General features: G+C 70.4%; 18 protein-coding genes. 12 read left to right on the top strand and 6 right to left on the bottom strand.

All coding sequences use genetic code 11. The features are described 5' to 3' along the window. From HV742_RS32400 to pdxK, 12 genes are all read left to right on the top strand, one after another. Positions 1-5,817, top strand: a 5,817-nt coding sequence (locus HV742_RS32400; protein WP_254601278.1) for a filamentous hemagglutinin family protein, incomplete at its 5' end; no start/stop codon positions are given. Positions 5,818-6,136: 319 nt separating this feature from the next. Then, a complete protein-coding gene (locus HV742_RS27660) occupies positions 6,137-7,753 on the top strand; it encodes a ShlB/FhaC/HecB family hemolysin secretion/activation protein (protein ID WP_063570260.1) in 1,617 nt (538 codons plus the stop codon). A 37-nt stretch (positions 7,754-7,790) separates the two neighbouring features. Continuing rightward, on the top strand, positions 7,791-9,698 hold the full coding sequence (locus HV742_RS27655; protein ID WP_175146894.1) for a DUF2341 domain-containing protein: 1,908 nt from the start codon (positions 7,791-7,793) through the stop codon (positions 9,696-9,698). Between the two features lie 12 nt (positions 9,699-9,710). Then, complete coding sequence (locus HV742_RS27650) at positions 9,711-10,130, top strand: ExbD/TolR family protein (RefSeq protein ID WP_054417402.1); 420 nt, start codon at positions 9,711-9,713, stop codon at positions 10,128-10,130. Positions 10,131-10,148: 18 nt separating this feature from the next. Then, on the top strand, positions 10,149-10,862 hold the full coding sequence (locus tag HV742_RS27645; protein WP_063585482.1) for a TonB C-terminal domain-containing protein: 714 nt from the start codon (positions 10,149-10,151) through the stop codon (positions 10,860-10,862). Positions 10,863-10,898: 36 nt separating this feature from the next. Beyond that, the gene (locus tag HV742_RS27640) at positions 10,899-12,602 is read left to right on the top strand and encodes a putative porin (RefSeq protein ID WP_068979961.1); all 1,704 of its coding nucleotides are present in this window, start codon (positions 10,899-10,901) and stop codon (positions 12,600-12,602) included. A 10-nt stretch (positions 12,603-12,612) separates the two neighbouring features. Continuing rightward, entirely contained in the window at positions 12,613-13,308 is a 696-nt protein-coding gene (locus HV742_RS27635) for a DNA repair protein (protein WP_331712093.1), read from the top strand. Between the two features lie 107 nt (positions 13,309-13,415). Next, the gene (locus HV742_RS27630) at positions 13,416-13,901 is read left to right on the top strand and encodes a YbjN domain-containing protein (protein ID WP_175146893.1); all 486 of its coding nucleotides are present in this window, start codon (positions 13,416-13,418) and stop codon (positions 13,899-13,901) included. Between the two features lie 104 nt (positions 13,902-14,005). Then, positions 14,006-15,076: a peptidylprolyl isomerase gene (locus tag HV742_RS27625; protein WP_175146892.1), complete on the top strand. Its 1,071-nt coding sequence runs from the start codon at positions 14,006-14,008 to the stop codon at positions 15,074-15,076. After that, positions 15,009-15,491 carry an MbcA/ParS/Xre antitoxin family protein gene (locus HV742_RS27620; RefSeq protein WP_175146891.1) on the top strand — a complete coding sequence of 161 codons (483 nt, stop codon included), beginning with the start codon at positions 15,009-15,011 and terminating at the stop codon, positions 15,489-15,491. Before HV742_RS27625 ends, HV742_RS27620 begins: the two co-directional genes overlap by 68 nt. Beyond that, positions 15,488-15,970, top strand: coding sequence for an RES family NAD+ phosphorylase (locus HV742_RS27615; RefSeq protein WP_054417409.1), 483 nt, complete (start codon positions 15,488-15,490; stop codon positions 15,968-15,970). The genes HV742_RS27620 and HV742_RS27615 overlap by 4 nt, the downstream gene beginning before the upstream one ends. 103 nt (positions 15,971-16,073) lie before the next feature. Further along, positions 16,074-16,937 (top strand): pyridoxine/pyridoxal/pyridoxamine kinase, encoded by an 864-nt coding sequence (gene pdxK, locus HV742_RS27610; RefSeq protein ID WP_054417410.1) that lies wholly within the window; start codon positions 16,074-16,076, stop codon positions 16,935-16,937. Positions 16,938-16,970: 33 nt separating this feature from the next. Here the strand turns inward: pdxK and cynS are convergent, their stop codons facing one another. The 6 genes from cynS to HV742_RS27580 form a co-directional block, all read right to left on the bottom strand. Further along, a complete protein-coding gene (gene cynS / locus HV742_RS27605; RefSeq protein WP_045953619.1) occupies positions 16,971-17,414 on the bottom strand; it encodes a cyanase in 444 nt (147 codons plus the stop codon). Between the two features lie 9 nt (positions 17,415-17,423). Then, positions 17,424-18,218 (bottom strand): ABC transporter ATP-binding protein, encoded by a 795-nt coding sequence (locus HV742_RS27600; RefSeq protein WP_175146890.1) that lies wholly within the window; start codon positions 18,216-18,218, stop codon positions 17,424-17,426. 5 nt (positions 18,219-18,223) lie between these two features. Further along, positions 18,224-19,066 (bottom strand): nitrate ABC transporter permease, encoded by an 843-nt coding sequence (ntrB, locus tag HV742_RS27595; protein ID WP_063570269.1) that lies wholly within the window; start codon positions 19,064-19,066, stop codon positions 18,224-18,226. Then, positions 19,066-20,451: a CmpA/NrtA family ABC transporter substrate-binding protein gene (locus HV742_RS27590; protein WP_175146889.1), complete on the bottom strand. Its 1,386-nt coding sequence runs from the start codon at positions 20,449-20,451 to the stop codon at positions 19,066-19,068. Before HV742_RS27590 ends, ntrB begins: the two co-directional genes overlap by 1 nt. Before the next feature lie 132 nt (positions 20,452-20,583). Continuing rightward, complete coding sequence (locus HV742_RS27585) at positions 20,584-21,222, bottom strand: response regulator (RefSeq protein WP_054417414.1); 639 nt, start codon at positions 21,220-21,222, stop codon at positions 20,584-20,586. 12 nt (positions 21,223-21,234) lie between these two features. Continuing rightward, positions 21,235-22,377: a sensor histidine kinase gene (locus tag HV742_RS27580; protein ID WP_054502926.1), complete on the bottom strand. Its 1,143-nt coding sequence runs from the start codon at positions 22,375-22,377 to the stop codon at positions 21,235-21,237. Between the last annotated feature and the right edge of the window lie 53 nt (positions 22,378-22,430).

Genomic DNA, 22,430 nt, shown 5'->3' with positions numbered 1-22,430 from the left:
ACCGGCGCCGCGGCGCCGGCGCGTGACGCGCTGGGCGCCACGCTCGATCTGAAGGCGCGGCGCGTCACGCTGGATTCGACGGTGGCGCTGCCGTCGGGCAAGCTGAGCGTCAAGGCCGACGAGGACATCACCCTGGCGGGCGGCGCGCGCATCGACCTGTCGGGCCGCGCCTTCACGGCTTACGACGCGGTCCGCTACAGCTGGGGCGGCGATCTCGAACTGAGCAGCGTGGCCGGCAACATCGTCCAGGCCGCCGGGTCGGTCATCGACCTGTCGGCGCGCAACCAGCGCGGCGGCCGCATGCAGGCCGTGGCGTTGGGCGCGGCCGGCGGCCGCGTGGCGCTGGACGGCGTCATTCTCGGCGAGGCCAGCGGCGAGCACGATGCCGGCGGCACGCGCGTGCCCTATGACGGCGCCGAGGTCACGCTGCGCGCGCAGACGCTGGCGGATTTCGCGGGCCTGAATCAACGGCTGAACCAGGGCGGCGTCACCGGCGCCCGCCGCTTCCAGCTCAAGCAGGGCGACCTGGTGGTGGGCGACGAGGTGCGCGCGCGCGTGGTCGAGATCAGCGTCGATGGCGGCAGCCTGACGGTCAATGGCCGTATCGACGCCAGCGGCCGGCAGGTGGGCGCGATCCGTCTGGCGGCGCGCGACGACCTGCGCATCAACGGCCTGCTGGACACGCATGGCGCGCGCCTGCGCCTGGACAGCTATGGCAAGGTGATCGACGCCGCCAACCGCGCCATCATCGAACTGACCTCGCGCGACGGCACGCTGGCGCTGGACGCCGGCGCGCGCTTCGACCTGCGCGCCGGCACCGACGACCCGAGCCGCCTGGCCGGCCGCCAGCTCGGCACGCTCGACCTGAATGCGCGCCGCCTGGGCGGCGGCGGCGAGCGCGGCGCCATTGCCGGCTCCGGCGACGGCGCCAACGACGTGGCCATCCGCGTCACGGGCACGCCGCAGATCCTGGGCGCCAAGACGGTCGCGGTGAACGCCTTCCGCCGCTATGACGATGCGCCGCTGGCGCCCAAACCCGACGTCAGCGGCAAGACGCCGCAGCTGATCACGCAGGCCTACCTGGACGGCATCGACGCCGAGAGCGTGGCCTTCATGAACGCCGCGCTCGGCAATGGCGAGCTGACCGCCCGGCTGGCGGCGCTGGGCCCGTATCACCTGCGGCCCGGCGTCGAGATCGTCAGCGCCACGCCCGATGGCAATCTGACGGTATCGGGCGACATCGACCTGTCGAATTACCGCTACGGCCCCAACGCCAACCGCGCGGTGGCCGCGCTGCGCGGCTACGGCGAGCCCGGCAAGCTGGTGCTGCGCGCCGGCGGCGACCTGGCCATCCACGGCAGCATCAACGACGGTTTCGCGCCGCCGCCCGAGACCCTCGACGACAGCGGCTGGAAGCTGGTCGAAGGGCGTTTCCTGGACAATGGCCAGACGCCGTTCGGCGAAGACCTGGTGGTGCCCATCGATGGCGTCCAACTGGAAACGGGCACCATCTTCCCGGCCGGCCGGGCGCTCAATTACGATCTGCCGGCGCAGGCCGCCACGCTGCCGGCCGGCACCGTGCTGCCGATGGCGGCGACGCTGAACGGCCCGCTGGCGCTGCCCGCCGGCCTGGTGCTGACCGGCGACCTGACGCTGGCCGACGGCCGCGTGCTGCGCGCCGGCACGGTGCTGCAGGAGGCGCTGACGCTGGGCGCGGGCGCCCGCCTGGGCGTGGGCTTCACGCTGCGCAACGAGGCGGCGCTGCAGGCCTTCACCTGGCCCAAGGGCGTGCCGCTGCCGGCGGCGCTCAAGGCCAGCGCGCGCCTGGACCTGGCGCGCGGTTCTTTGATCCCGTCGCAGACTTTCATCGAACTGCCGGGCCATCAACCCATCAACCTGCGGCCGGTCGGGCCGGATGGCCGGCAGGGCCGCAACTGGGCGCTGGCGCCGATGCTGGGCGAAGGCGCCAGCGCCTGGAGCCTGATGGCGGTGGCGGGCGCGGACCTGACGGCGGCCGACATGGCGGCGCGCCGGCCGGACGGGCAGGGCGACATCATCCTGGCCGACACGCATTACGGCCGGCTGGGCTTTGGCACCAAGACCATCACCAGCGTATTCATCGGCGACCGCGGGCTGACGCAGACCGCCATCGACGAGTTGGGACTGGACCAGTCCCTGCTGGGAACCTCGCCCAAGCCCATTGCCGAAAGCTTCTACATGAGCGAGGACGACTTCTGCAACGGCACGGGATACTGCGAGGCGGCTTCGCGCACGCTGACGCTGGAGGGGGCGCTGCTGTACTTCGGCGACCCGGCCTACGTCGGCTATTCGGTCAGGAAGCTGGCGCAGGAATGGTTCATGGATGAGAACGAGGTGTGCTTCGACGTCAGCTATTGCGCAGGCGGCGGCCACACCGAGACCACCGTGAAGCGCGATTACCGCTACGGCGACCGCGCGCCGCTGTTCAGCGTGCTGCGCACCGGCACCGGCGACCTGTCGCTGCTGGCCGGTCGCGACGTCGGCATGGCGTCGGTGTACGGCGTGTACACGGCCGGCGCGCCGTCGTCGCTGGGGGCGCCGCTGGACGGCCGCTTCAACCTGCCGCGCGGCACGACCGACGATGACGCCGTGCTGGGCACCATCCAGCACGACGGCAAGTACGACGCGGCGCTGGCCGCCTATCGCGCCTGGTACCCGGACCAGGGCGGCAACCTGACCGTGGCGGCGGGGCGTGACATCTACGGCGATGCATGGAGCGCGAATTCCATGAACGCCCAGCGCTATGGCACTCAGGATGTCGAATACACCAAATACCCCAGCGCCGCGCTCAGCAACTGGCTGTGGCGCCAGGGCAGCGTGGGCATGCCGGGCGTGAACGACATCGCGTCGAGCTGGTGGATCAATTTCGGCACTTACGCGGCCAATGCCTCGACCAACAGCCAGCAGCCCCGGGTCGTGGGTTTCACCGGCTTCGGCACCCTGGGCGGCGGCAATCTCAGCATCAGCGCCGGACGCGATGCGGGCGTGCGCGATGCGCGCGGCGACGCGCTGCTCAACAACAATCTGGCATCCGGCCGTTCGCAGGCCCTGGTGGCGGTGGTGGCCGGCACCGGCCGGGTAGTCGATGGCGACCTGGTGTTGACGGGCGGCGGCGACATGGATCTGCGCATCGGCGGCGCCTACAACCCCAATCTGCGCGCGATGCAGCAGACCGACGGCAGCGCTGGCACGGGCACCGGCTATGCCGGCAACTTCGAGGATGTCGATCTGAACGGGCTGCTGGTCAATCTGCGCGGGCAACTGACCCTGACGGCGGGCCGCGTCGGCGGCATCTCGCTGTTCTATGGCGACGGCGCTCAGCTACGCGCGCCCGATATGTCCGCGGTGGGCGGCGGCAAGCCCATGGGCGGGCCGCGCCTGCTGCTGGGCGATGCGGTGGCCTCGCTGGATACGCGCGGCGACCTGGTGCTGGCCGACGCGCCGGATCCCGGCCGCGTGCGCCAGATCAATACCAGCCCTTACACCCAGGGCAGCCTGTCCAAGGGCGGCGGCGCCGAAAGCTGGTTCACGTTGTGGACGCCGGCCACGGCCATCGACCTGTTCTCGGCGGGCGGCAACCTGACGCCGCTGACCACCAACAATACCTTCAAGCCGGGCACGGACCTGCAGACCGATGACACGACCCGGGCCGGCGCGCAGCGGCAGATGAGCTACCTCTACCCGTCCAAGCTGGGCGTGACGGCGGCCGGCGGCAATATCATCCTGGCCGCCACCACGCGCGAGGCGGAAAACGTCAATCACGTGCTGTTGCTGGCGCCATCGCCCAGCGGTGCCTTGTCGATGCTGGCCGGCGGCTCGATCTTCGCCGCGGGCGCGCATGCGGTGTCGATGTCGGGGGCGGACACGCCGCTGCCGACGCCGTGGCGTCCCGGCTTCATGGCCAGCAATGCGGGCGAGAACAACGACCAGACCATCTTCAATGTCTCGGTCGAGGGCAACAAGGTATGGCCGAACTCGCCCAAGCCGCTCTTCACGTTCGGTCCCAATACGCCATTGGATGCGTCGCCGCGCGAAGGCGGAACGGGAGTGGCGCGTTTCCATGCCGTGAATGGCGATATCGCCGGCCTGCGCGCCGGCGCCGAGACGCGGATCATGACGGATACCTTGCAGGGGCGGCCGCGTACCGTGCTGACCTGGTACGAGGCCGCGCTGCCGGTCTCGGTGCGGGCGGGGCGCGACATCCTCGGGATGAGCGCGCTGGGCCTGCACAGCAATGCCAACGACCTGTCGCAGGTGATCGCCGGGCGCGACATCGTGCAGGCCGACCTGAAGGTGGCCGGCCCCGGCACGCTGTTGGTGCAGGCCGGCCGCAACATCCGCCAGGACGATGTGGCCAGCGTGGTCAGCCTGGGCGCCATCGTGCGCGGCGACGCGCGCCCCGGCGCCAGCATCGCGGTGCTGGCGGGCGTCGGGCCGCAGGGCCCGGACTACGCCGGCCTGCTGGCGCGCTACCTGGACCCGGCGCGCGCGCTGGCCGCGGGCCAGACCCTGGGCGCCAATCCCGATCGCGTGGCGCAATCCTATGCCGGCGAGCTGTCGCTGGCCGGCTGGCTGCGCCAGGCGTACGGCTACCAGGGCGACGAGTCGGGCGCGGCGGCCGAACTGGCGCGCCGCCAGGGCATGCTGGATGCCGAGGCGGCGGCCGATCCGGCGCGCAAGCGCCGCGACCTGATGCAGGACTATCGCCAGGAAAGCGAGCTGCACCTGGTCAACTGGCTGCGCCTGCATCATGGCTACGACGGCGGCGAGGACGGCGCGCGCGCCGCGCTGGACGCGCTGGCGCCCGCGCAGCAGGGCCTCTACGCGCGCCAGCTGTACTTCGCCGAATTGCGCAAGGGCGGCCGCGAGTACAACGAGCAGGGCGGCCCGCGCACCGGCAGCTATCTGCGCGGCCGCCGCGCCATCGCGGCGCTGTTCCCGCAGACCGACGCCGAAGGCGCGCAGCGCCTGTACCAGGGCGACTTCACCATGTATGGCGGCGCCGGCCTGCGCACGCAGTTCGGCGGCAACATCCAGGTGCTGACGCCGGGCGGCCAGCAGGTGCTGGGCATCGAAGGCGCGGCGCCGCCGGCGACGGCGGGCGTGGTGACGCAGGGCCAGGGCGACATCCAGCTGTACGCGCTGGGCAGCGTGCTGCTGGGCCAGAGCCGCATCATGACCACCTTCGGCGGCCACATCCAGGCCTGGTCGGCCGAGGGCGACATCAACGCCGGCCGCGGCGCCAAGACCACGGTGGTCTACACGGCGCCCAAGCGCGTCTACGATGCCCTGGGCAACGTCACGCTGGCGCCGACGGCGCCGTCCACCGGCGCCGGCATCGCCACGCTGGCGCCGATCGCCGAAGTGCCGGCGGGCGACGTCGACCTGATCGCGCCGCTGGGCACCATCGACGCGGGCGAGGCCGGCATCCGGGTGTCGGGCAACGTCAACGTCGCGGCGCTGCATGTGGTCAACGCGGCCAACATCCAGGTGCAGGGCGACAGCAAGGGCATCCCGGTGACGGCGGTGGTCAACACCGGCGCGCTGGCCTCGGCCAGCGCGGCCTCCTCGGCCGCGTCCGGCGCGGCCGAGGATTCGGCGCAGCGCGCGCGCCAGCAGGCGCGGCAGAACCAGCCGTCCGTCATCAGCGTGCAGATCCTGGGCTATGGCGAGGAACCGCTGGCCGGCGCCGGCGCCGTGCCGCAACCGCGCGCGGCCACGCCGTCCTACCGTCCCGACGGCGTGGTGCAGGTGCAGGGCGTGGATAGCGGCGGTTGACGCCGGAGTTGCAGGCGGTCGGCAAAAAGCCGGCCGCCTGTCATGCCATCGTCATGAACATGGCGCGTGAAAAGCGGCTCAGGGCCCGGCGAAAACCGGGCCCTGATGCTTTTCCGCGCGGCTTCTCCCCGGGTCCGCGCTGTTTCATGAAATTTTTCTTACAACGCGCAGTCCGCGCCGCCCGGGAACGTCTAGTAACAAGCAGAAGCTGTAGACGCGGGTATGCGGGCAGAAAACCGTAACGGGATTGTCGCAAGCGCGCTGCACGGTAGCGGCCGGTGCCAGACCGGCTATCACACAAGGAACTGAGTGCATCGCTATGCATGATTTCGAGAGCAGGGGCGGCGCGCTGCGCGCCATGATGCGCGGCGCGCCGGTGGCGGCGGCGCTGGCGCTGGCCGCGAGCGTGGCCGGGGCGCAGCCGGCGCCGGCCGCGCAGGAGGCGCGCCGCGTCAACATCAACGAATACATCGTGCGCGGCAACACCGTGCTGGAGGCGCGCGACATCGAGAAGGCCGTCTATCCCTACCTGGGGCCGGACCGCACGCTGGCCGACATCGAGGCCGCGCGCGAAGCCTTGCAGGCCGTCTACCAGGAACGCGGCTACCAGTCCGTGTACGTCGACCTGCCCGAGCAGCAGGTGGCCGACGGCATCGTGTTCCTGCAGGTCGCCGAGACCAAGGTCGGCCGCGTGCGCGTGGTGGGCGCGAAACACTATTCGCCGCTGGCCATCCGCGACGAGGTGCCGGCGCTGAAGGAGGGCGAGGTGCCCAACTTCAACCAGGCGCAGGCCGAGCTGACCGGCCTGAACAAGGGCGCCAGCCGCCAGGTGGTGCCGCTGGTCAAGGAAGGCCGCATCCCCGGCACCATGGACGTCGACCTCAAGGTCGAGGACAAGAACCCGTGGCACGCCAGCCTGGGCCTGAACAACGACTACAGCGCCGACACCACGCGCCTGCGCAGCACGGCGTCGCTGGGCTACGACAACCTGTGGCAGCTGGGCCATTCGGTCAGCCTGACGTTCTTCACCGCGCCGCAGGAAACCGACAACGCCAAGGTCTGGTCCGGCTCCTACTCGATGCCGCTGGACAAGCAATGGAGCCTGCAGTTCACCGGCTACAAGAGCGACAGCAACGTGGCCACCATCGGCGGCACCAATGTGCTGGGCAAGGGCTATTCATTCGGCATGAGCGCCATCTACACCCTGGCGCCGCAGGGCGATTGGTACAACTCGCTGTCGGTCGGCCTGGACTACAAGAAGTTCGACGAGACCACGCGCTTTGGCGGCAATGAAGACCTGATCCCGCTCAAGTACGTGCCGTTCACCTTCTCGTACAACGGCTACCGCTATTCCGAGTCGTCGCAGAGCAGCGTCGGCCTGTCGATCGTCGGCGCCAGCCGTTCGTTCTTCGGCCTGGGCAGCGACTGGAAGGAATTCGACGACAAGCGCTATCGCGCCAGCCCCAGCTTCGCGCTGCTGCGCGGCGACGGCACCCATACGCAGAACCTGTTCGGCGACTGGCAACTGGGCCTGCGCGCCGGCTTCCAGCTGGCCTCGGGCGCGCTGGTCTCGAACGAGCAATTCTCCGCCGGCGGCAGCACCAGCGTGCGCGGCTACCTGGCCGCCGAGCGCACCGGCGACGATGGCTTCCTGGGGTCGGTCGAGTGGCGCACGCCGTCGCTGGCGCGCTGGCTCGGCAGCAACGTCAACGAGTGGCGCTTCTATGCCTTCGCCGATGCGGCCACGCTGCGCCTGCGCGATCCGCTGCCCGAACAGGATGCCAGCTACTCGCTGGCCAGCGTCGGCCTGGGCACGCGCCTGCAGGTGCTGGACTGGCTGTCCGGCTCGCTGGACTGGGGCTATCCGCTCAAGGACGGCCCCAACACCAAGAAACACGATCCCCGACTGAACTTCAGCGTCCGCGCCAGTTTCTGAGCGCGCGCGAAACCGTATTTATCCCGGAGTCCTGACCATGCAACGCTTATTGATGCTCCTACTGACCGTGCTGGCCGGCGTGCTGCCGTCCGCCGCCAACGCCTGGTGGCAACCCGACTGGCAGTACCGCAAGCAGATCACCGTCGACAGCACGCCGCAGGGCGCGCCGCTGGGCGCCGCCGCCGGCCGCGCGCCGCTGCTGGTGCGCCTGCACACCGGCAACTTCACCTTCGACGGCATCAACGAGAAGGGCGTGGACATCCGCTTCGTGGCCGGCGATGACCAGACCGTGCTGAACCACCAGCTGGAAGCGTTCGATCCGCTGCTGGGCATGGCGCTGATCTGGGTCGACCTGCCGGCGCTGGCCGACGGCCAGCGCCAGGACATCTGGATGTATTACGGCAATCAGAAGGCGCCGGCTTCCGCCAACGGCCAGTTGACCTTCGACCCGAACTACACGCTGGTCTACCACTTCGACGGCGCGGCCGGCGCGCCGCCGCGCGACACCACCGGCAACAGCAACAACGCGCAGACGCCCATGGCCGCCGCGGTCGACGGCGTGATCGGCCGCGCCGCCCAGTTCGCTGGCGGCGCGCCGCTGATGCTGCCCGCCAGCCCCTCGCTGGCCGTGCCCGCCGCGGGCGCCTTCACCTTCAGCGCCTGGGTGCGCGCCGACCAGCCGGCCGGCGAGCAACTGGTGTACGCGCGCCGCGACGGCGGCAATGCGCTGCTGATCGGCATCAACCAGGGCGTGCCCTTCGTCGAAGTGAACGGCCAGCGCAGCCAGCCCGGCCAGTCGCTCACGCCCGCGGCCTGGCAGCACCTGGCGGTGACCGCCGATGGCAGCCAGGTCACGCTGTATGTGAACGGTCGCGCCACGTCCTCGCTGGCCGTCAGCCTGCCGCCGCTGAACACGCCCGCCGCCCTGGGCGGTGACGTGCCCGCGCCGGCGGCGGCCACCGCGCCCGCCAATGGCGACGCCGCGCCGGCCGAGGCCGCCGCCGCGCCGGCGCCGCATGTGTACGCGCCGTTCGTCGGCGCCATCGACGAAGTGCGCCTGTCGCGCGTTGCCCGTCCCGCCGCGCTGATCCTGGCCGACGCGATCTCGCAGGGCGCCGAATCGCGCCTGGTGGCCTACGGCAACGACGAGGAACAGTCGGGCTTCGGCTTCGGCGGCCTGGGCTTTTTGCTCAAGGCGGTGCCGATCGACGCCTGGGTCATCATCGCCATCCTGGCGCTGATGATGGTGCAGTCGTGGATCATCATGATCAAGAAGAGCCGCAACGTGGCCCGCGTGGCGCGCGCCAACGAGGTCTTCCGCGAGTCCTTCGCCAAGGTCGGCCAGCGCCTGGAACTGCTGGCCGACGACAAGGCCCTGGCCCAGCGCCTGGAGCACGCCTCGCTGTGGCGCCTGTATCGCGTGGCGGTCAATGAAATCCGCACCCGCCGCGAGCAGGGCGCCGACACCAGCTCGATCTCGGCCGCCACCATCGAGGCCATCCGCGCCTCGATGGACGCCGTCCGCACCAAGGAAAACCAGCTGCTGGGCGCCAGGCTCGGCTCGCTCTCGAACGCCATTGCCGGCGGCCCGTACATCGGCCTGCTGGGCACGGTGCTGGGGATCATGGTGGTGTTCCTGGGCACCGCCATGGCCGGCGACGTGAACATCAACGCCATCGCCCCGGGCATGGCCGCCGCGCTGCTGGCCACCGCCATGGGCCTGTTCGTCGCCATCCCGGCGCTGTTTGGCTACAACCGCCTGGTCTCGCGCAACAAGGAAGTCGGCGCCGACATGCGCGTGTTCGTCGACGAGTTCGTGACGCGCCTGGCCGAAGTGCATGGCGAAAGCCAGGCCCAGGAAGCCGCCCACCACGGCGGCGCGCGCGCGCCCGTCGCCAGCCGTCCGGCCGTGCGCGATGCGCAGCCGGCCGCCGCCGAAGCATAAGGAGACGACCCCATGGCTTCCGTATCCGCTTCCCAGGACGATGACGACGACGCGCCCGTGGACGGTATCAACATCACGCCGCTGGTCGACGTGCTGATGGTCGTGCTGGTCATGTTCATCCTGACCGCCACGGCGCAGATCGCCGGCATCAAGGTCAACCTGCCCAAGGCCAGCTCGTCCATCGCCCTGTCGCAGCCCAAGACGAAGGCGATTTCCGTCAACGACGCGGGCCAGGTGTTCCTGGACGCCTACCCGGTGACCCTGCCCGAGCTGGAAGACCGGCTGCGCACGGAGAAGGCGCTGAATCCCGACTTTCCGGTGATCGTGCGCGGCGACGCCGCCGTGCAGTACCAGAAGGTGGTGGAAGTGCTGGACCTGCTGCGCCGGCTGGAACTGGCCCAGGTCGGGCTGGTCACCGGCAAGCCGAAATAAGGGGCCGAGGCAACCGTCATGCCGCACCACGCATCCGATTCCCCGCGCACCCCCCATCCCGCGCGCCGCTGGCTCAAGCTGGCGGCGGTGGCGGTGGCGTTGATCGCGGCCGCCTACGCGCTCTGGCGCTGGGCCAACGACATGGCCGGGGTGCGCCGCGACGCGCCCAAGGTCACCGCGATCATCCCGCTGCCGCCGCCTCCTCCGCCGCCGCCCGAGCCGGAAAAGCCGCCGGAGCCCGAGCCGCCCAAGGAAGAGCCGGTGGCCACGCCCGAACCCGAGCCGCAGCCCACGCCCGAACCGCCCAAGCCGCAGGACGAGGCGCCGCCGCGTCCGGCCGACGACCTGGCCAACCCGATGCAGATCGACGGCGATGCCCAGGCGGGCAGCGACGCCTTCAACATCGGCGCCGGCCAGGGCAAGGGCATGGCCGGCGGCGGCGGCGGCCGCGCCGGCAACGCCACCTACAGCCAGTACCTCGCCTACGCGCTGCAGAAGATCCTGCGCGAAGACGAGCGCACGCGCAATCTGACCTTCCGCCTGCAAGCCAACATCTGGCTCACGGCCAGCGGACAGATCACGCGTGTCGAACTGACCCGTTCCAGCGGCGATGCCGACGTCGACGCCCGCGTGGTGGCGGCGCTGCGCGCGGTGCCGGGCCTGGATGAACGTCCGCCGGCCTCGGCCAGCATGCCGATCCGGGCATCGCTGACCGGCCGCCGCCCCTCCTGAAGTGCTGAATTGAACCGATCCTGGAGTGCCAAGAGAATGAAGTTCCAATTGAACCGGTTGGCGGCATCGCTGGCCCTGGCCGCGGCGGGCGCCGCCGTAGCGTTGCCGGCCACGGGCAACGCCGCGCCCGCCCCGTCCGAGAACGCCACCATCAACCTGATCCGCCTGCTGGTGCAGCAGGGCGTGCTCAAGCCGGAGCAGGCCGAGGCCCTGGTGGCCCAGGCCGAAGCCGAGGCCAAGGCCGCCCGCGCCGCGCCGCAGGACCGCGGCGCCGCCGTGGCCCAGGCGGGTGACGTGCGCGTGCCCTATATCCCGCAGACCGTGCGCGATCAGATCCGCGACGAGGTCAAGGCGGAAGTGATGGGGCAGGCCAAGGCGGAAAACTGGGCCCAGCCGAATACCTTCCCCGACTGGGTGTCGCGCATCACCATCGACGGCGACGTGCGCGTGCGCGACGAGTCGCGCCTGTACTCGGGCAGCAACAGCAACGAAATCGTCGACTTCGCCAAGCTCAATGCCAAGGGGCCGTACGACCTGAACCGCAACACCAACGGCAACTACCCGCCGATGCTGAACACGCGCGAGGACCGCCGCAACCAGCTGCGCATCCGCGCCCGCCTGGGCGTGCGCGCCGACATCTCGGAATCGTGGACCGCGGGCATCCGCCTGGCCACCGGCAGCGACGACAGCCCGGTGTCGACCTCGCAGACGTTGGGCGGCGGCATGGGCAAGAAGGATATCTGGCTGGACCAGGCCTACCTGACCTATCGCCCCGCCAAGTGGGCCACGGTCACGGGCGGCCGCATCGCCAACCCGTTCGAGTCGACCGACATGCTGTTCTCGAATGACCTGAACTTCGACGGCATTGCCGCGATCTTCAAGCAGCCGCTGGAAGGCCGCGATGTGACGCTGTTCGGCACCCTGGGCGCCTTCTCGACCGAGTACGGCTCGAACGGCTGGAACTCGTCGTCGTTCTCCGAGGGCAAGAGCGAGGACAAGTGGCTGCTGGCCGCCCAGGCCGGCGCCGATTGGAAGATCGACAACCGCAACAGCCTGCGCGGCGCGCTGGCCTACTACCATTTCGACAACATCGCCGGCAAGCGCTCCAGCGCCTGCTCGCCCTGGGCCGGCCAGGAGAACTGCGACACCGACTGGTCGCGTCCGGCCTTCATGCAGAAGGGCAACACCCTGTTCCTGCTGCGCAACATCACGTCCAACCCGCTCGACCCGGCCAACACGCCGCAGCCGCAATACGTCGGCCTGGCGTCCAAGTTCGACCTGCTGGACCTGAACCTGCGCTGGGATACGCGCGTGTTCGACGGCCTGGGCCTGCGCCTGAACGCCAATTACCTGCGCAATCTGGCCTACAGCAAGAGCAAGATGGCGAGCCGTTCGCAAGGCCAGCTCGTCAACAACGTCGGCGAGAACGGCGACATCGAAAGCGGCCCCAACGCCTGGATGCTGCAGGCCACGCTGGGCCGTTCGTACGACCTGAAGGAGAAGGGCGACTGGCTGGCCTTTGTCGGCTACAAGTACATCCAGCCGGACGCGCTGCCCGATGCCTTCAACGATTCGTCGTTCCACCAGGGCGGCACCAACGCGCGCGGCTACTACATCGGCGGCGGCTATGCCTTCGACAAGAACGTGTACGGCGTCCTGCGCTGGATGAGCACGCGCGAGATCTACGGCGCGCCGCTGTCCATCGACACCATGCAGTTCGAGATCAACGCCAGGTTCTGAGGCCATGGACATGCATAGCTTATGGGATGAATCGAGCCCGCCCCGGGCATTGGGGCGCGGCCGGCGGCTGGCCGCCGCCGCGGCCCTGTGCGCCGCCGGCCTGAGCGTGGCGCTGCCGGCGCACGCCGAAACCATGGAAGAGCGCCTGCGCGCCCAATTGCGCAGCACCACCCAGCAACTGCAGCAGCTGCAGAGCGAGCAGGCCCAGGTCAACGCGGCCAAGGCCGCCGCCGAGGCCCAGCGCGACGCCGCCCAGAAAGAGCTGGAGGCGCTGCGCGGCCAATTGGCCAAGGCCAAGGGCCAGGCCGAGAAGCTGGCCGAGCAGCAGGGCGCCGTCATGGAAAGCGCCCAGGCGCAGGTGGCCGCCAGCCACGCGCAGTTGGGCAAGTTCAAGGGCGCCTATGACGAACTGCTGACGCTGTCGCGCGCCAAGGAGGCCGAACGCCAGACCCTGGCGCGCACCCTGGCGCAGCGCGACACCGAGGCCAAGGCCTGCATCGCCAAGAACCGCGAGATGTACGAAGCGGGCAAGGAGATCCTCAATGCCTACGAGCGCATCGGCGCCGGCGGCATCCTGGCCATGAAGCAGCCCTTCGCCGGCAGCGCGCGCGTCAAGTTCGAGGAGCAGGCGCAGGCATATGGCGACAGGCTGTACGACGCGCAGGTTGGCGCCGCCGCGCCGGCGGCGCCGGCGGCCCAACCCTGAGCGCCAGGGCGCTGTCTTATCTCTTTCATGCAGGGAGACTGTAATGAACGGCTTTGCCTGCGGACCGATCTCTCTGAATTGATCTCTTTTACCTAGGAATGACTGCAATGACCGACTCCAGCCTGATTCTCGACGTGAATGTCGAACGCCTGCAGGAACTGCTGCAATCCGCCGGCTATCGCGTCACCGTGTCCGAGCAGAACGGCATGGTGCAATTGCTGAGCGCCAGCCAGGGCGTGGGCTTCGCCGCGCGCATGGGCAACCCCGCCGTTGAACCCGGCCGCTACCTGGACTACACGCTGAGCTGCGCGCTGCGCGTGCAGGGCGAACTGCCGCCCGGACTGGCCGAGCGCTGGAACGTTGAAAAACGCTTCGCCCGCCTGACGCTGCAGGGGGTGTTCCTGGTGCTGGAACTGGACGTGATCCTGGCCGGCGGCGTGTCCGAGAACTACCTGCGCGCCACCGTCGAGTTGTGGGACCGTCTGTTGCAGGAGTTCCTGCTGTTCCTGCGCGCCAACGCCTCCGCCGAAGCTGGCGCCGATACCGACGCCGTTGAACCGCGGCAGGACGCCGCCACCGAGGCGCTGAACTGATCCATCCGCCAGGCCCGGCGCCTGGCGTTCGGGACGGCAACGTCCCCAACCCCCCAGGCCGCCGTGGCGGCGAATGGCGCATCCAAGCAAGCGAGGTTCCGACCATGAACATGTTTTCCAATCAGCCCGCGCGGCTGCGCGTGACCGCCGCGGTGCTGCTGATCGCGGCGCTGGCCGGCGCGGTGGCGCTGATGCGCGGCAGCCCGGCGCAGAGCAGCGAATCCAGTTCCGTGCCCGCCAAGGCGGCGGCCGCGCCGGAAAAGGGCGCGGCGCCGGCCGCTGCCGCCGCCGCCCAGCCGGCCCCGGCAAAGGCGCCAGCCGTGGCCACCCTGGGCGCGGTGCAGGTGGACCGCGACGAACTGGCGCGCCAGCTCGAATCGCTGCCGCCCGAGGCCCGGGCCCAGCTCAAGGGCAATCGCGCCGGACTGGACCAGTGGCTGCGCGCGCGCCTGGCCGAAAAGGCGCTGGTCGAGCAGGCCCGCGCCCAGGGCTGGCAGGAGCGACCCGAGCTCAAGCGCGCCTTCCAGGCGGCGCAGGAGCGCATCGTGCTGCAGACCTACCTGGATTCGGTCAGCCGCGCGCCTGACGACTATCCGGCCGAGGCCGACCTGCGCGCCGCCTACGAGCGCGCCAGGCCGCAACTGGCGCAGCCGGCGCTGTACCGCGTCAGCCAGATCTTCCTGCCGGCGGCGCTGGGCGACGGCGAGGCCGTGGCCGCCGCGCGCAAGCAGGCGCAGGACCTGGCCAAGCGTGCCCAGGCGCCCAAGGCGGATTTCGCGGCGCTGGCCAAGAGCTATTCGCAGGACGCCACCACCCGCGCCCAGGGCGGCGACATCGGCTACGTGCCGCTGGCGCAGCTGACGCCGGAGATGCGCCCGGCCATCGAACAGCTCAAGGCGGGCGAGGTGTCGGCGCCGGTGCAGTCGGCCGCCGGTTTCCACATCCTCAAGCTGGTGGACCTGCGCGCGGCCAGCGTGGCGCCCTACGAGCAGGTCAAGGATGAGTTGCGTGCCGCGTTGCGGACCCAACGCCAGGAACTGGCGGCGAGGGCTTACCTGGAGGGGTTGCTGAATGCAGGAACCGTCAGCATCGATGGCGCGGCCCTCAATGCCGCTTTCGACCAGAGCGCGGCCGCCGCGGCGGTCCAGCCCGCCGTCGCCGCCCGCGCGCCCTGAGGGCGGCGGTATCGCCGCGGCGCTGCAGGCGCGGCTGGACCTGGCGCTGGGCCAGGCCGGACCGCCCGTCAGCCTGCAGTGCGCGGCGGCCCTGTTGCAGTCGCTGCGCGGCACCTTCGCCGGCGATCTGTCGCAGTGGCTGGCGCTGGTGCCGCAACTGGAACCCGGCCGCCCGCGCGATTCGTTGCGTGATTACAGCCTCGACCTGGCCGACCTGCGGGTGCTGTACCGGGCGCTGCGGGTGGCGTGGCTGGCCGAGCTGGTGTTCGGTGGCGCCGAGGGCGCGCGGCGCTGGCTCTGTAGCCCCAAGCGCCGCCTGCACGACCGGGTGCCCTTGCTGTTGTGCCAGCACGGACGCTACGCCGCGCTGATCGAGCAGTGGCTGATCAACATCGACGAAGGAAACGGCCCATGACCACGCTCTGGCGCTTGAGCAACAGCCAGGACCTGATGCCGCGCGCCCGCCCGGCCGGCCGCTGGCATGCCGCGGGCGCGGCGGTGGTGGTGCTGGACGCGACCCCCGCCGCCGCGGTGTTCGCGCGCTTGGCGCAGGCCGAGGTGGCGCACCCGCGCGCCTTGCCGCGCAATTACTTCCTGCTGGAAGTGGTGGTGCCGCTCGCGGCGGTGGCCGATCCGCGCCCGCCGGCCGGCTGGCAGACCGACCTGCAGGCCTCGCGCGCCTTCGGCAACGCCTGGCTGGCGCGCGGCGATAGCCTGCTGTTGCGGGTACCCTCGGCCGCCGGCGGCTGCCAGTATCTGCTGAACGCCGATCACCCCCAATTGGCGCAGTGCCAGATCGTGTCGTCGCTGGCCTATCCGTTCGCGCCGCACCTGGCGGGGATCGACGACGCGGTGCTGGACGGGGCCGGCTGGCTGGCCGCCGCGCGCGACTGAGGGCCGTGTTGGCCACGCCGCCGGCGGGGGCGGCGGACCGGGGGGGCCGCCGGGTGGGCATAGAATAAGGCGGATTTCGTCTCTGTCCGCAGGAGCCCTCCGTATGACCGCCATTTCCGCTGCCCCGACGCCCGGCGCAGCGCTGCCCGCCGTGACCGCGCGGGTCGACGTCGTTTCCATCCAATCGCAGGTCGTCTATGGCTGCGTCGGCAACAATGCCGCCATGCCGGTGTTCCGCCAGGCCGGGCTGCGCGCCATCGCGCTGCCCACCGTCATCCTGAGCAATACCCCGCACTATCCGACGCTGCACGGCGGCGCGGTGCCGCTGGACTGGTTCGAGGGCCTGCTGCGCGGGTTGGACGAGCGCGGCGTGACCGCGGTGGCGCGCGCCGTGGTCTGCGGCTACCTGGGTCAGCCCGGGCAGGCCGACCTGCTGGCGGACTGGCTGCGCGGGCTGCGGGCGGCGCGGCCCGAGGTGCGGGTGCATATCGACCCGGTCATGGGCGACCGCAACGACGGCCTGTACGTGGATGCCGGGCTGGTGGCGCAATACCGCCGCAGGCTGGTGCCGCATGCCCACGGCATGACGCCCAACCATTTCGAGCTGGAGCAGATGGTGGGCCGGCCGCTGGCCTCGATCGACGAAGTGGCGGCGGCCGCGCGCGAACTGATCGCCGAGGGGCCGGAATGGATCGTGGTCACCAGCGCCGCGCCGCAGACGGCGGCGCCCGGCACCCTGCGGCTGGCGGTGGTGACGGCCGCCGACTGCGTGGTGCTGGGCCACCCCGAGATCGCCATCCCGCCCTCGGTGCATGGCACCGGCGACGTGTTCATGGCGGCCATCACCGCGCGGCTGCTGGCCGGTGATTCCCTGGAAAACGCGGCGCGCGACGCGGCCGCCGCCGTGACCGGAGCGCTGGCGCGCACCCGCGATCTCGGCTGGGAAGAACTGGCGGTGGAAGGCTGACGCGGGCGGGCGGCCGCGCCCGCCGTGTCCTGCTCAATACGTCTTGTAGGGCAGGAACTTGCCGCTCATCACGATCTGCACGCGATCGCCCTTGGGATCGGCCTCGCGCGTCAGGTCCATCTTGAAGTCGATGGCGCTCATGATGCCGTCGCCGAACTCTTCGTTGATGAGCGCCTTGAAGGTGGTGCCGTAGACGTTGATCAGCTCATAGAAGCGGTAGATCAGCGGGTCGGTGGGCACCGTGGTGGGCAGCGAGCCCTTGTAGGGCACCACCTGCAGCTGCACCACCGCGTCGGCGGGCAGGTCCAGCAGGCGGGCGGCGGCCTGGGCCTGTTGCTCGGTCAGGGTCATCTGGCCCAGCAGCGCCGCGGTGGTCCATTCCTTGCTCTGGCCGACGGCCTCGGCGATGGCGGCCCAGGACAGCTTCTTTTCCAGGCGGCGGGTGACGATCAGTTCGGTGACTTCGGCGCGGGACATCATGGGGGTTCACTCCTTGTGGGAAGCCTTGTCGACCAGGAAGTCGACGAGATGGTTGCGGATTTCGTAGTAGCGCGGCTCGTGGTGCAGGCTGGCGCGGGTGCGGCCGCGCGGCAGGTCCACCTCGACCGACTCGGCGATGCGGGCATGGGGGCCCGCGCTCATCAGCAGGATGCGGTCCGACAGCAGGATGGCCTCGTCCACGTCGTGCGTGATCATGAAGACGGTCTGGCGGGTTTCCTGCACGATGGCGCGCAGTTCGTCCTGGATGGTGCCGCGCGTCAGCGCGTCGAGCGCGCCGAAGGGCTCGTCCAGCAGCAGCATGCGCGGCTGGATGGCGAAGGCGCGGGCGATGCCCACGCGCTGCTTCATGCCGCCCGACAGCTCGCACGGCTTCTTGTCGGCGGCGCGGGCCAGGCCGACCATGTCCAGGTAGCGCAGGCTGTGCTCGCGCACCTGGGCGCGGGAATAGGCCGGCCAGCGCGAGCGCACGCCGAATTCGACGTTCTGCAGCGCGCTCAGCCAGGGCAGCAGGGCGTGCGCCTGGAACACCACGCCGCGCGCCAGCGACGGGCCGGCGACCTCGCGGCCGTCCATGATGACGACGCCTTCGCTGGCCTCGTCGATGCCGGCCAGGATGTTCAGGATGGTGGTCTTGCCGCAGCCCGAATGGCCGATCACGCAGACGAACTGGCCTTGTTCGATGCCGAAGGCGATGTTCTCGAACACCGGGGCCGCTGGCTGGCCGTTGCGCCCCGGATAGCGCTTGGCCAGCGCCTGCACTTGCAGAAAGGGTTGGCTCATGGCGTTCACTCCCGGTAGCTGACCAGCCGCGCGGCGCGCGCCAGCACGGTGTCCAGCAGCATGCCGACCAACCCGATGAAGAGGATGGCGCAGATGATGTTGGCGATGGACAGGTTGTTCCACTCGTTCCACACGAAGTAGCCGATGCCGGTGCCGCCGATCAGCATCTCGGCCGCCACGATCACCAGCCAGGCGATGCCGACCGAGATGCGCATGCCGGTCATGATGGTGGGCGCGGCCGCCGGCAGGATCACCAGCAGGGCGGTGCGCAGCCGCGACACTTCCAGCGTGCGCGCCACGTTCAGCCAGTCCTGCCGCACGGCGCCCACGCCGAACGCCGTGTTCACCAGCATCGGCCAGAGCGAGCAGATGAAGATCACGAAGATGGCGGAGGTGTCGGCGTCCTTGATGGTGTAGAGCGCCAGCGGCATCCAGGCCAGCGGCGAGATCGGCTTGAGCACCTGGATGAACGGGTCGAAGGCGCGGTAGACGGTCCTGGACATGCCGATCAGGAATCCAAGCGGGATCGCCACCAGCGCCGCCAGCAGGAAGCCGGTCAGCACCCGCGCCACCGAATACGCCAGCTGCACGCCGATGCCCTTGTCGTTCGGGCCGCGGTCATAGAACGGATCGCGCAGGTGCTGCCACAGCCGGGCGCCGACCTCGGCCGGGCCGGGAAAGGGCGTCTGCGAGCCGCCGGCCGCCGCGTTGCCGACCAGCGCCGCATAGGCCGGATCGACCGTCGCCGCGCCCGCGGCGGGGCGGGTGGCGACGTGCCACAGCAGCAGGAACAGCAGAAACAGGATGACGGACAGGAAGGTCGCCCGCCAGGGTTGCACGGCCCGCATCAGCTCCTCCGGATCTTGAAGCTGGCCAGGTAGGCCTCGGGCTGGGCGGGGTCGAAGGGCTTGCCCATCACGCTGAAGGTCTTGGCGGTGTCGGCGGGCGGGGGCAGGCCGGCCTCGCGCATCAGGCGCACCGCGTCGGTCGCCAGGAACACCTCGTTGGCGATCTTCTGGTAGTCCACATCGCCCTTGACCTGGCCCCAGCGCTTCATCTGCGTCAGGATCCACACCGCGAACGAGCCCCACGGCATCGGGTCGAAGTCGATGCGGTTCGGATCTTTCAGGACGTTGCCCAGGCCGTCGGCGTAGGTGCCCGTCAGCACCTGTTCCACCACCGTGACCGGCTGGTTCAGGTAGTTGGGCGTGGCGATGGCGGTGGCGATCTCCTTGCGGTGGGCCGGGTCGCGGGCGTAGGCGGTGGCCTCGATGATGGCCTTGAGCAGGGCCTGGTAGGTATTGGGCTGGGAGGTGACGAATTCGCGGCTGGCCGAGAACGCGCAGCACGGATGGCCGTCCCAGATGGCCTTGGACAAGGTGTGGATGAAACCCACGCCGTCATAGACCGCGCGCTGGTTGACCGGATCCGGCGCCAGGAAGCCGTCGATGTTGTCGGCGCGCAGGTTGGCCACCATTTCGGGCGGCGGCACCGAACGGATCTGCACGTCGGTATCCGGATCCAGGCCATGTTCGGCCAGGTAGTAGCGCAACAGGTAGTTGTGCATGGAATAATCGAACGGCACCGCGAACTTGAAGCCCTTCCAGTCCTTCGGATCGCGCCGGTCCTTGTGCTTCATCGACAGGGTGATGGCCTGGCCGTTGATGTTCTCCACGGCGGGCATGGTCCACGGCACCGCGCGGCTGGCGCCCACGCCCAGCGTGATGGCCAGCGGCATGGGCGACAGCATGTGGGCGGCGTCGTACTCGCCGGACATGGCCTTGTCGCGGATCAGCGCCCAGCCGGCGGTCTTGACCACTTCCACGTCCAGTCCCTGCTTGCCATAGAACCCCATCGGGTGCGCCATGATGATGGGCGTGGCGCAGGTGATGGGGATGAAGCCGACCTTCAGCTTCCGCTTCTCCAGCGGGCCGGCGGATTGGGCAAAGGCCTCCTTGGCGGCCGCCAGCGGGAACAGCGCGGCGACGGCGGCCATGGCCGTGCCGCCGCCGACCGCGCGCAGGAAGCGGCGGCGCAGGGCGTCCTGCGGGAACAGGGCGCGCATGACGGCGCTTTCCACGGCGCGGTCAAAGGCGGCGTCGCCGGACGCCGCGCCAGCGCGGGCGTCCTGGCCGTCCGCCGCCGCGCGCGCGTGCTCGGCCTGGGAGGCATGGCGGCCGCAGGCGCAGGCCAGGCGGCTGGCGGGATCGAACGGATTGCTGAACAGGGACATGGAGGCCTCCAGGGTTCGGAATGCCTCCATCTTGGGGCGCGCCGCCGGCGCCCGGTATCGCCGGTTCGACGATATCCGTGTAGGGGGCGCACTACACGGTGCGCGGGCGCGCCGGGCCGGTGCGCGTGGCGCTCAGCGCGCACCCAGCTGGTGCGCGCGGGCGTAGTCCACCAGCTCGACCAGCGTGCGCACGCCCAGCTTTTCGAAGATGCGGGCGCGGTAAGTGGAAATGGTGTTCACCGACAGCGCCAGCTGCTCGCCGATGGCCGACACCGATTTGCCGGCCGCCAGCAGCTGCAGCACCTGGAATTCGCGGTTGGACAGCAGCTCGTGCGGCGGCCGGGTACTGTCCTGGCGCACGGTGTGCGCCAGCAGTTCGGCAACGGCCGGCGTGACGTACATCCGGCCGGCGGCGGCGTTGACCAGCGCCGCCAGCAGCTCGTCCGGATCGCAGCCCTTGTTCAGGTAGGCATGGGCGCCGGCGCGCAGGGCCCGCACCGCGAACTGCGATTCCGGATAGACCGACAGCATCACCACGCCCAGCGCCGGATGGTCGGCGCGCACGGTCTTGAGCACGTCCAGGCCGTCGCGCTCGCCCAGCGCCACGTCCAGCACCATCGCGTCGAAGGGCTCCTGGCGCAGCGCGCGCAGGGCGGCGGGGGCGTCGGCGGCCTCCCGCACCAGGCCCACGCGCGGGTCTTCCTGCAGGATGCGGGCCAGGCCGCGGCGGATGATGAGGTGGTCGTCGACGATCAGCAGGTTCAGGGGCATGGCGTCGTCTCCTCAGGCCGCTTGCGGGTTCAGGCGCAGGCGGGCGCACAGGCCGGCGCCGGGCGCGCTGTCCAGCTCCAGGTCGCCGCCGATGGCGCGGGCCCGTTCGCGCATGCCCAGGATGCCGAAGGTCTGGCGCGTCTCGGGCAACCGCATGCCCACGCCGTCGTCTTCCACTTCCAGCAGCAGGCCATCCTCGCCCCAGACCGCGCTGACGCTGACGCTGCGGGCCCGCGCGTGGCGCTGCACGTTGGTCAGCAGTTCCTGCACGATGCGGTAGACGGCGATTTCCGCCTCGGGCGCCAGGCGGCGGCTTTCTGTGTCGGGCGGGCACAGGTAGCGGCAGCGCAGCCCGCTGCGCGCCTGCAGGTCCTGCAGCAGCGTTTCCAGCGCCGCCCACAGGCCCAGGTGGTCCAGCACCACCGGCCGCAGGTCGTTGAGGATGCGGCGGGTGGCGTCCATGGCCGTCTGCGTCACCTCCAGCATGCGGTCCAGGTGGGCCTGCAGGGGCGGCTCGCCCGCCAGTTGCCGGCGCAGCCAGTTCAGGTCCAGCTGCAGCGCGGTGAACGAGGCGCCCAGGTCGTCGTGGATATTGCGGGCGATGTGGGCGCGTTCCTGCTCGCGCAGCGTGCTCAGGTGCGAGGCCAGCCGCCGCAGCGATTCATGGGCGGCGCTGAGTTCGGCGGTGCGCACCTGCACCCGCGCTTCCAGCTGCGCCCGGGTGCCTTGCAGCTCGCGCTCGATGCGCTTGCGCGCGCTGATGTCCGAAAACGTCACCACCGCGCCCACCACCTCCTGGTCGTTGCGGATCGGGTACGAGGCGTACTGGGCGTCGAAGCAGGAGCCGTCGCGGCGCCACAGCACCTCGTCGTCGACCCGTTCGCCGCGGCCGTCGCGGAAGGCCTTGAAGATGCGGCAATCGTGCACCGGCATCAGGCTGCGGTCGGCGTGCGAGTGGTGGATCAGATAATGCATGTTGCGGCCCACCACCTCGTCGGGGGTGTAGCCCAGCATGGCCGCGCCGGCGCCGTTGATGAAGATGCAGCGGCCGCGCAGGTCGATGCCGTAGATGCCCTCGCCAGCCGATTCCAGCAGCATTTCCAGCTGGCGGCGCCAGGCCGCGTGGTGTGACAGGTGTTTCAGATCCGCGAACATGCCATTGACCGGCCTGGACGGCCCGGTTCCCCTGTGTTGGGCGTGCGCCGCCC

The organism is Achromobacter ruhlandii (assembly GCF_902859695.1).
Lineage (GTDB): Bacteria > Pseudomonadota > Gammaproteobacteria > Burkholderiales > Burkholderiaceae_B > Achromobacter > Achromobacter ruhlandii.
This window is presented reverse-complemented; position numbering and strand designations above follow the sequence as displayed.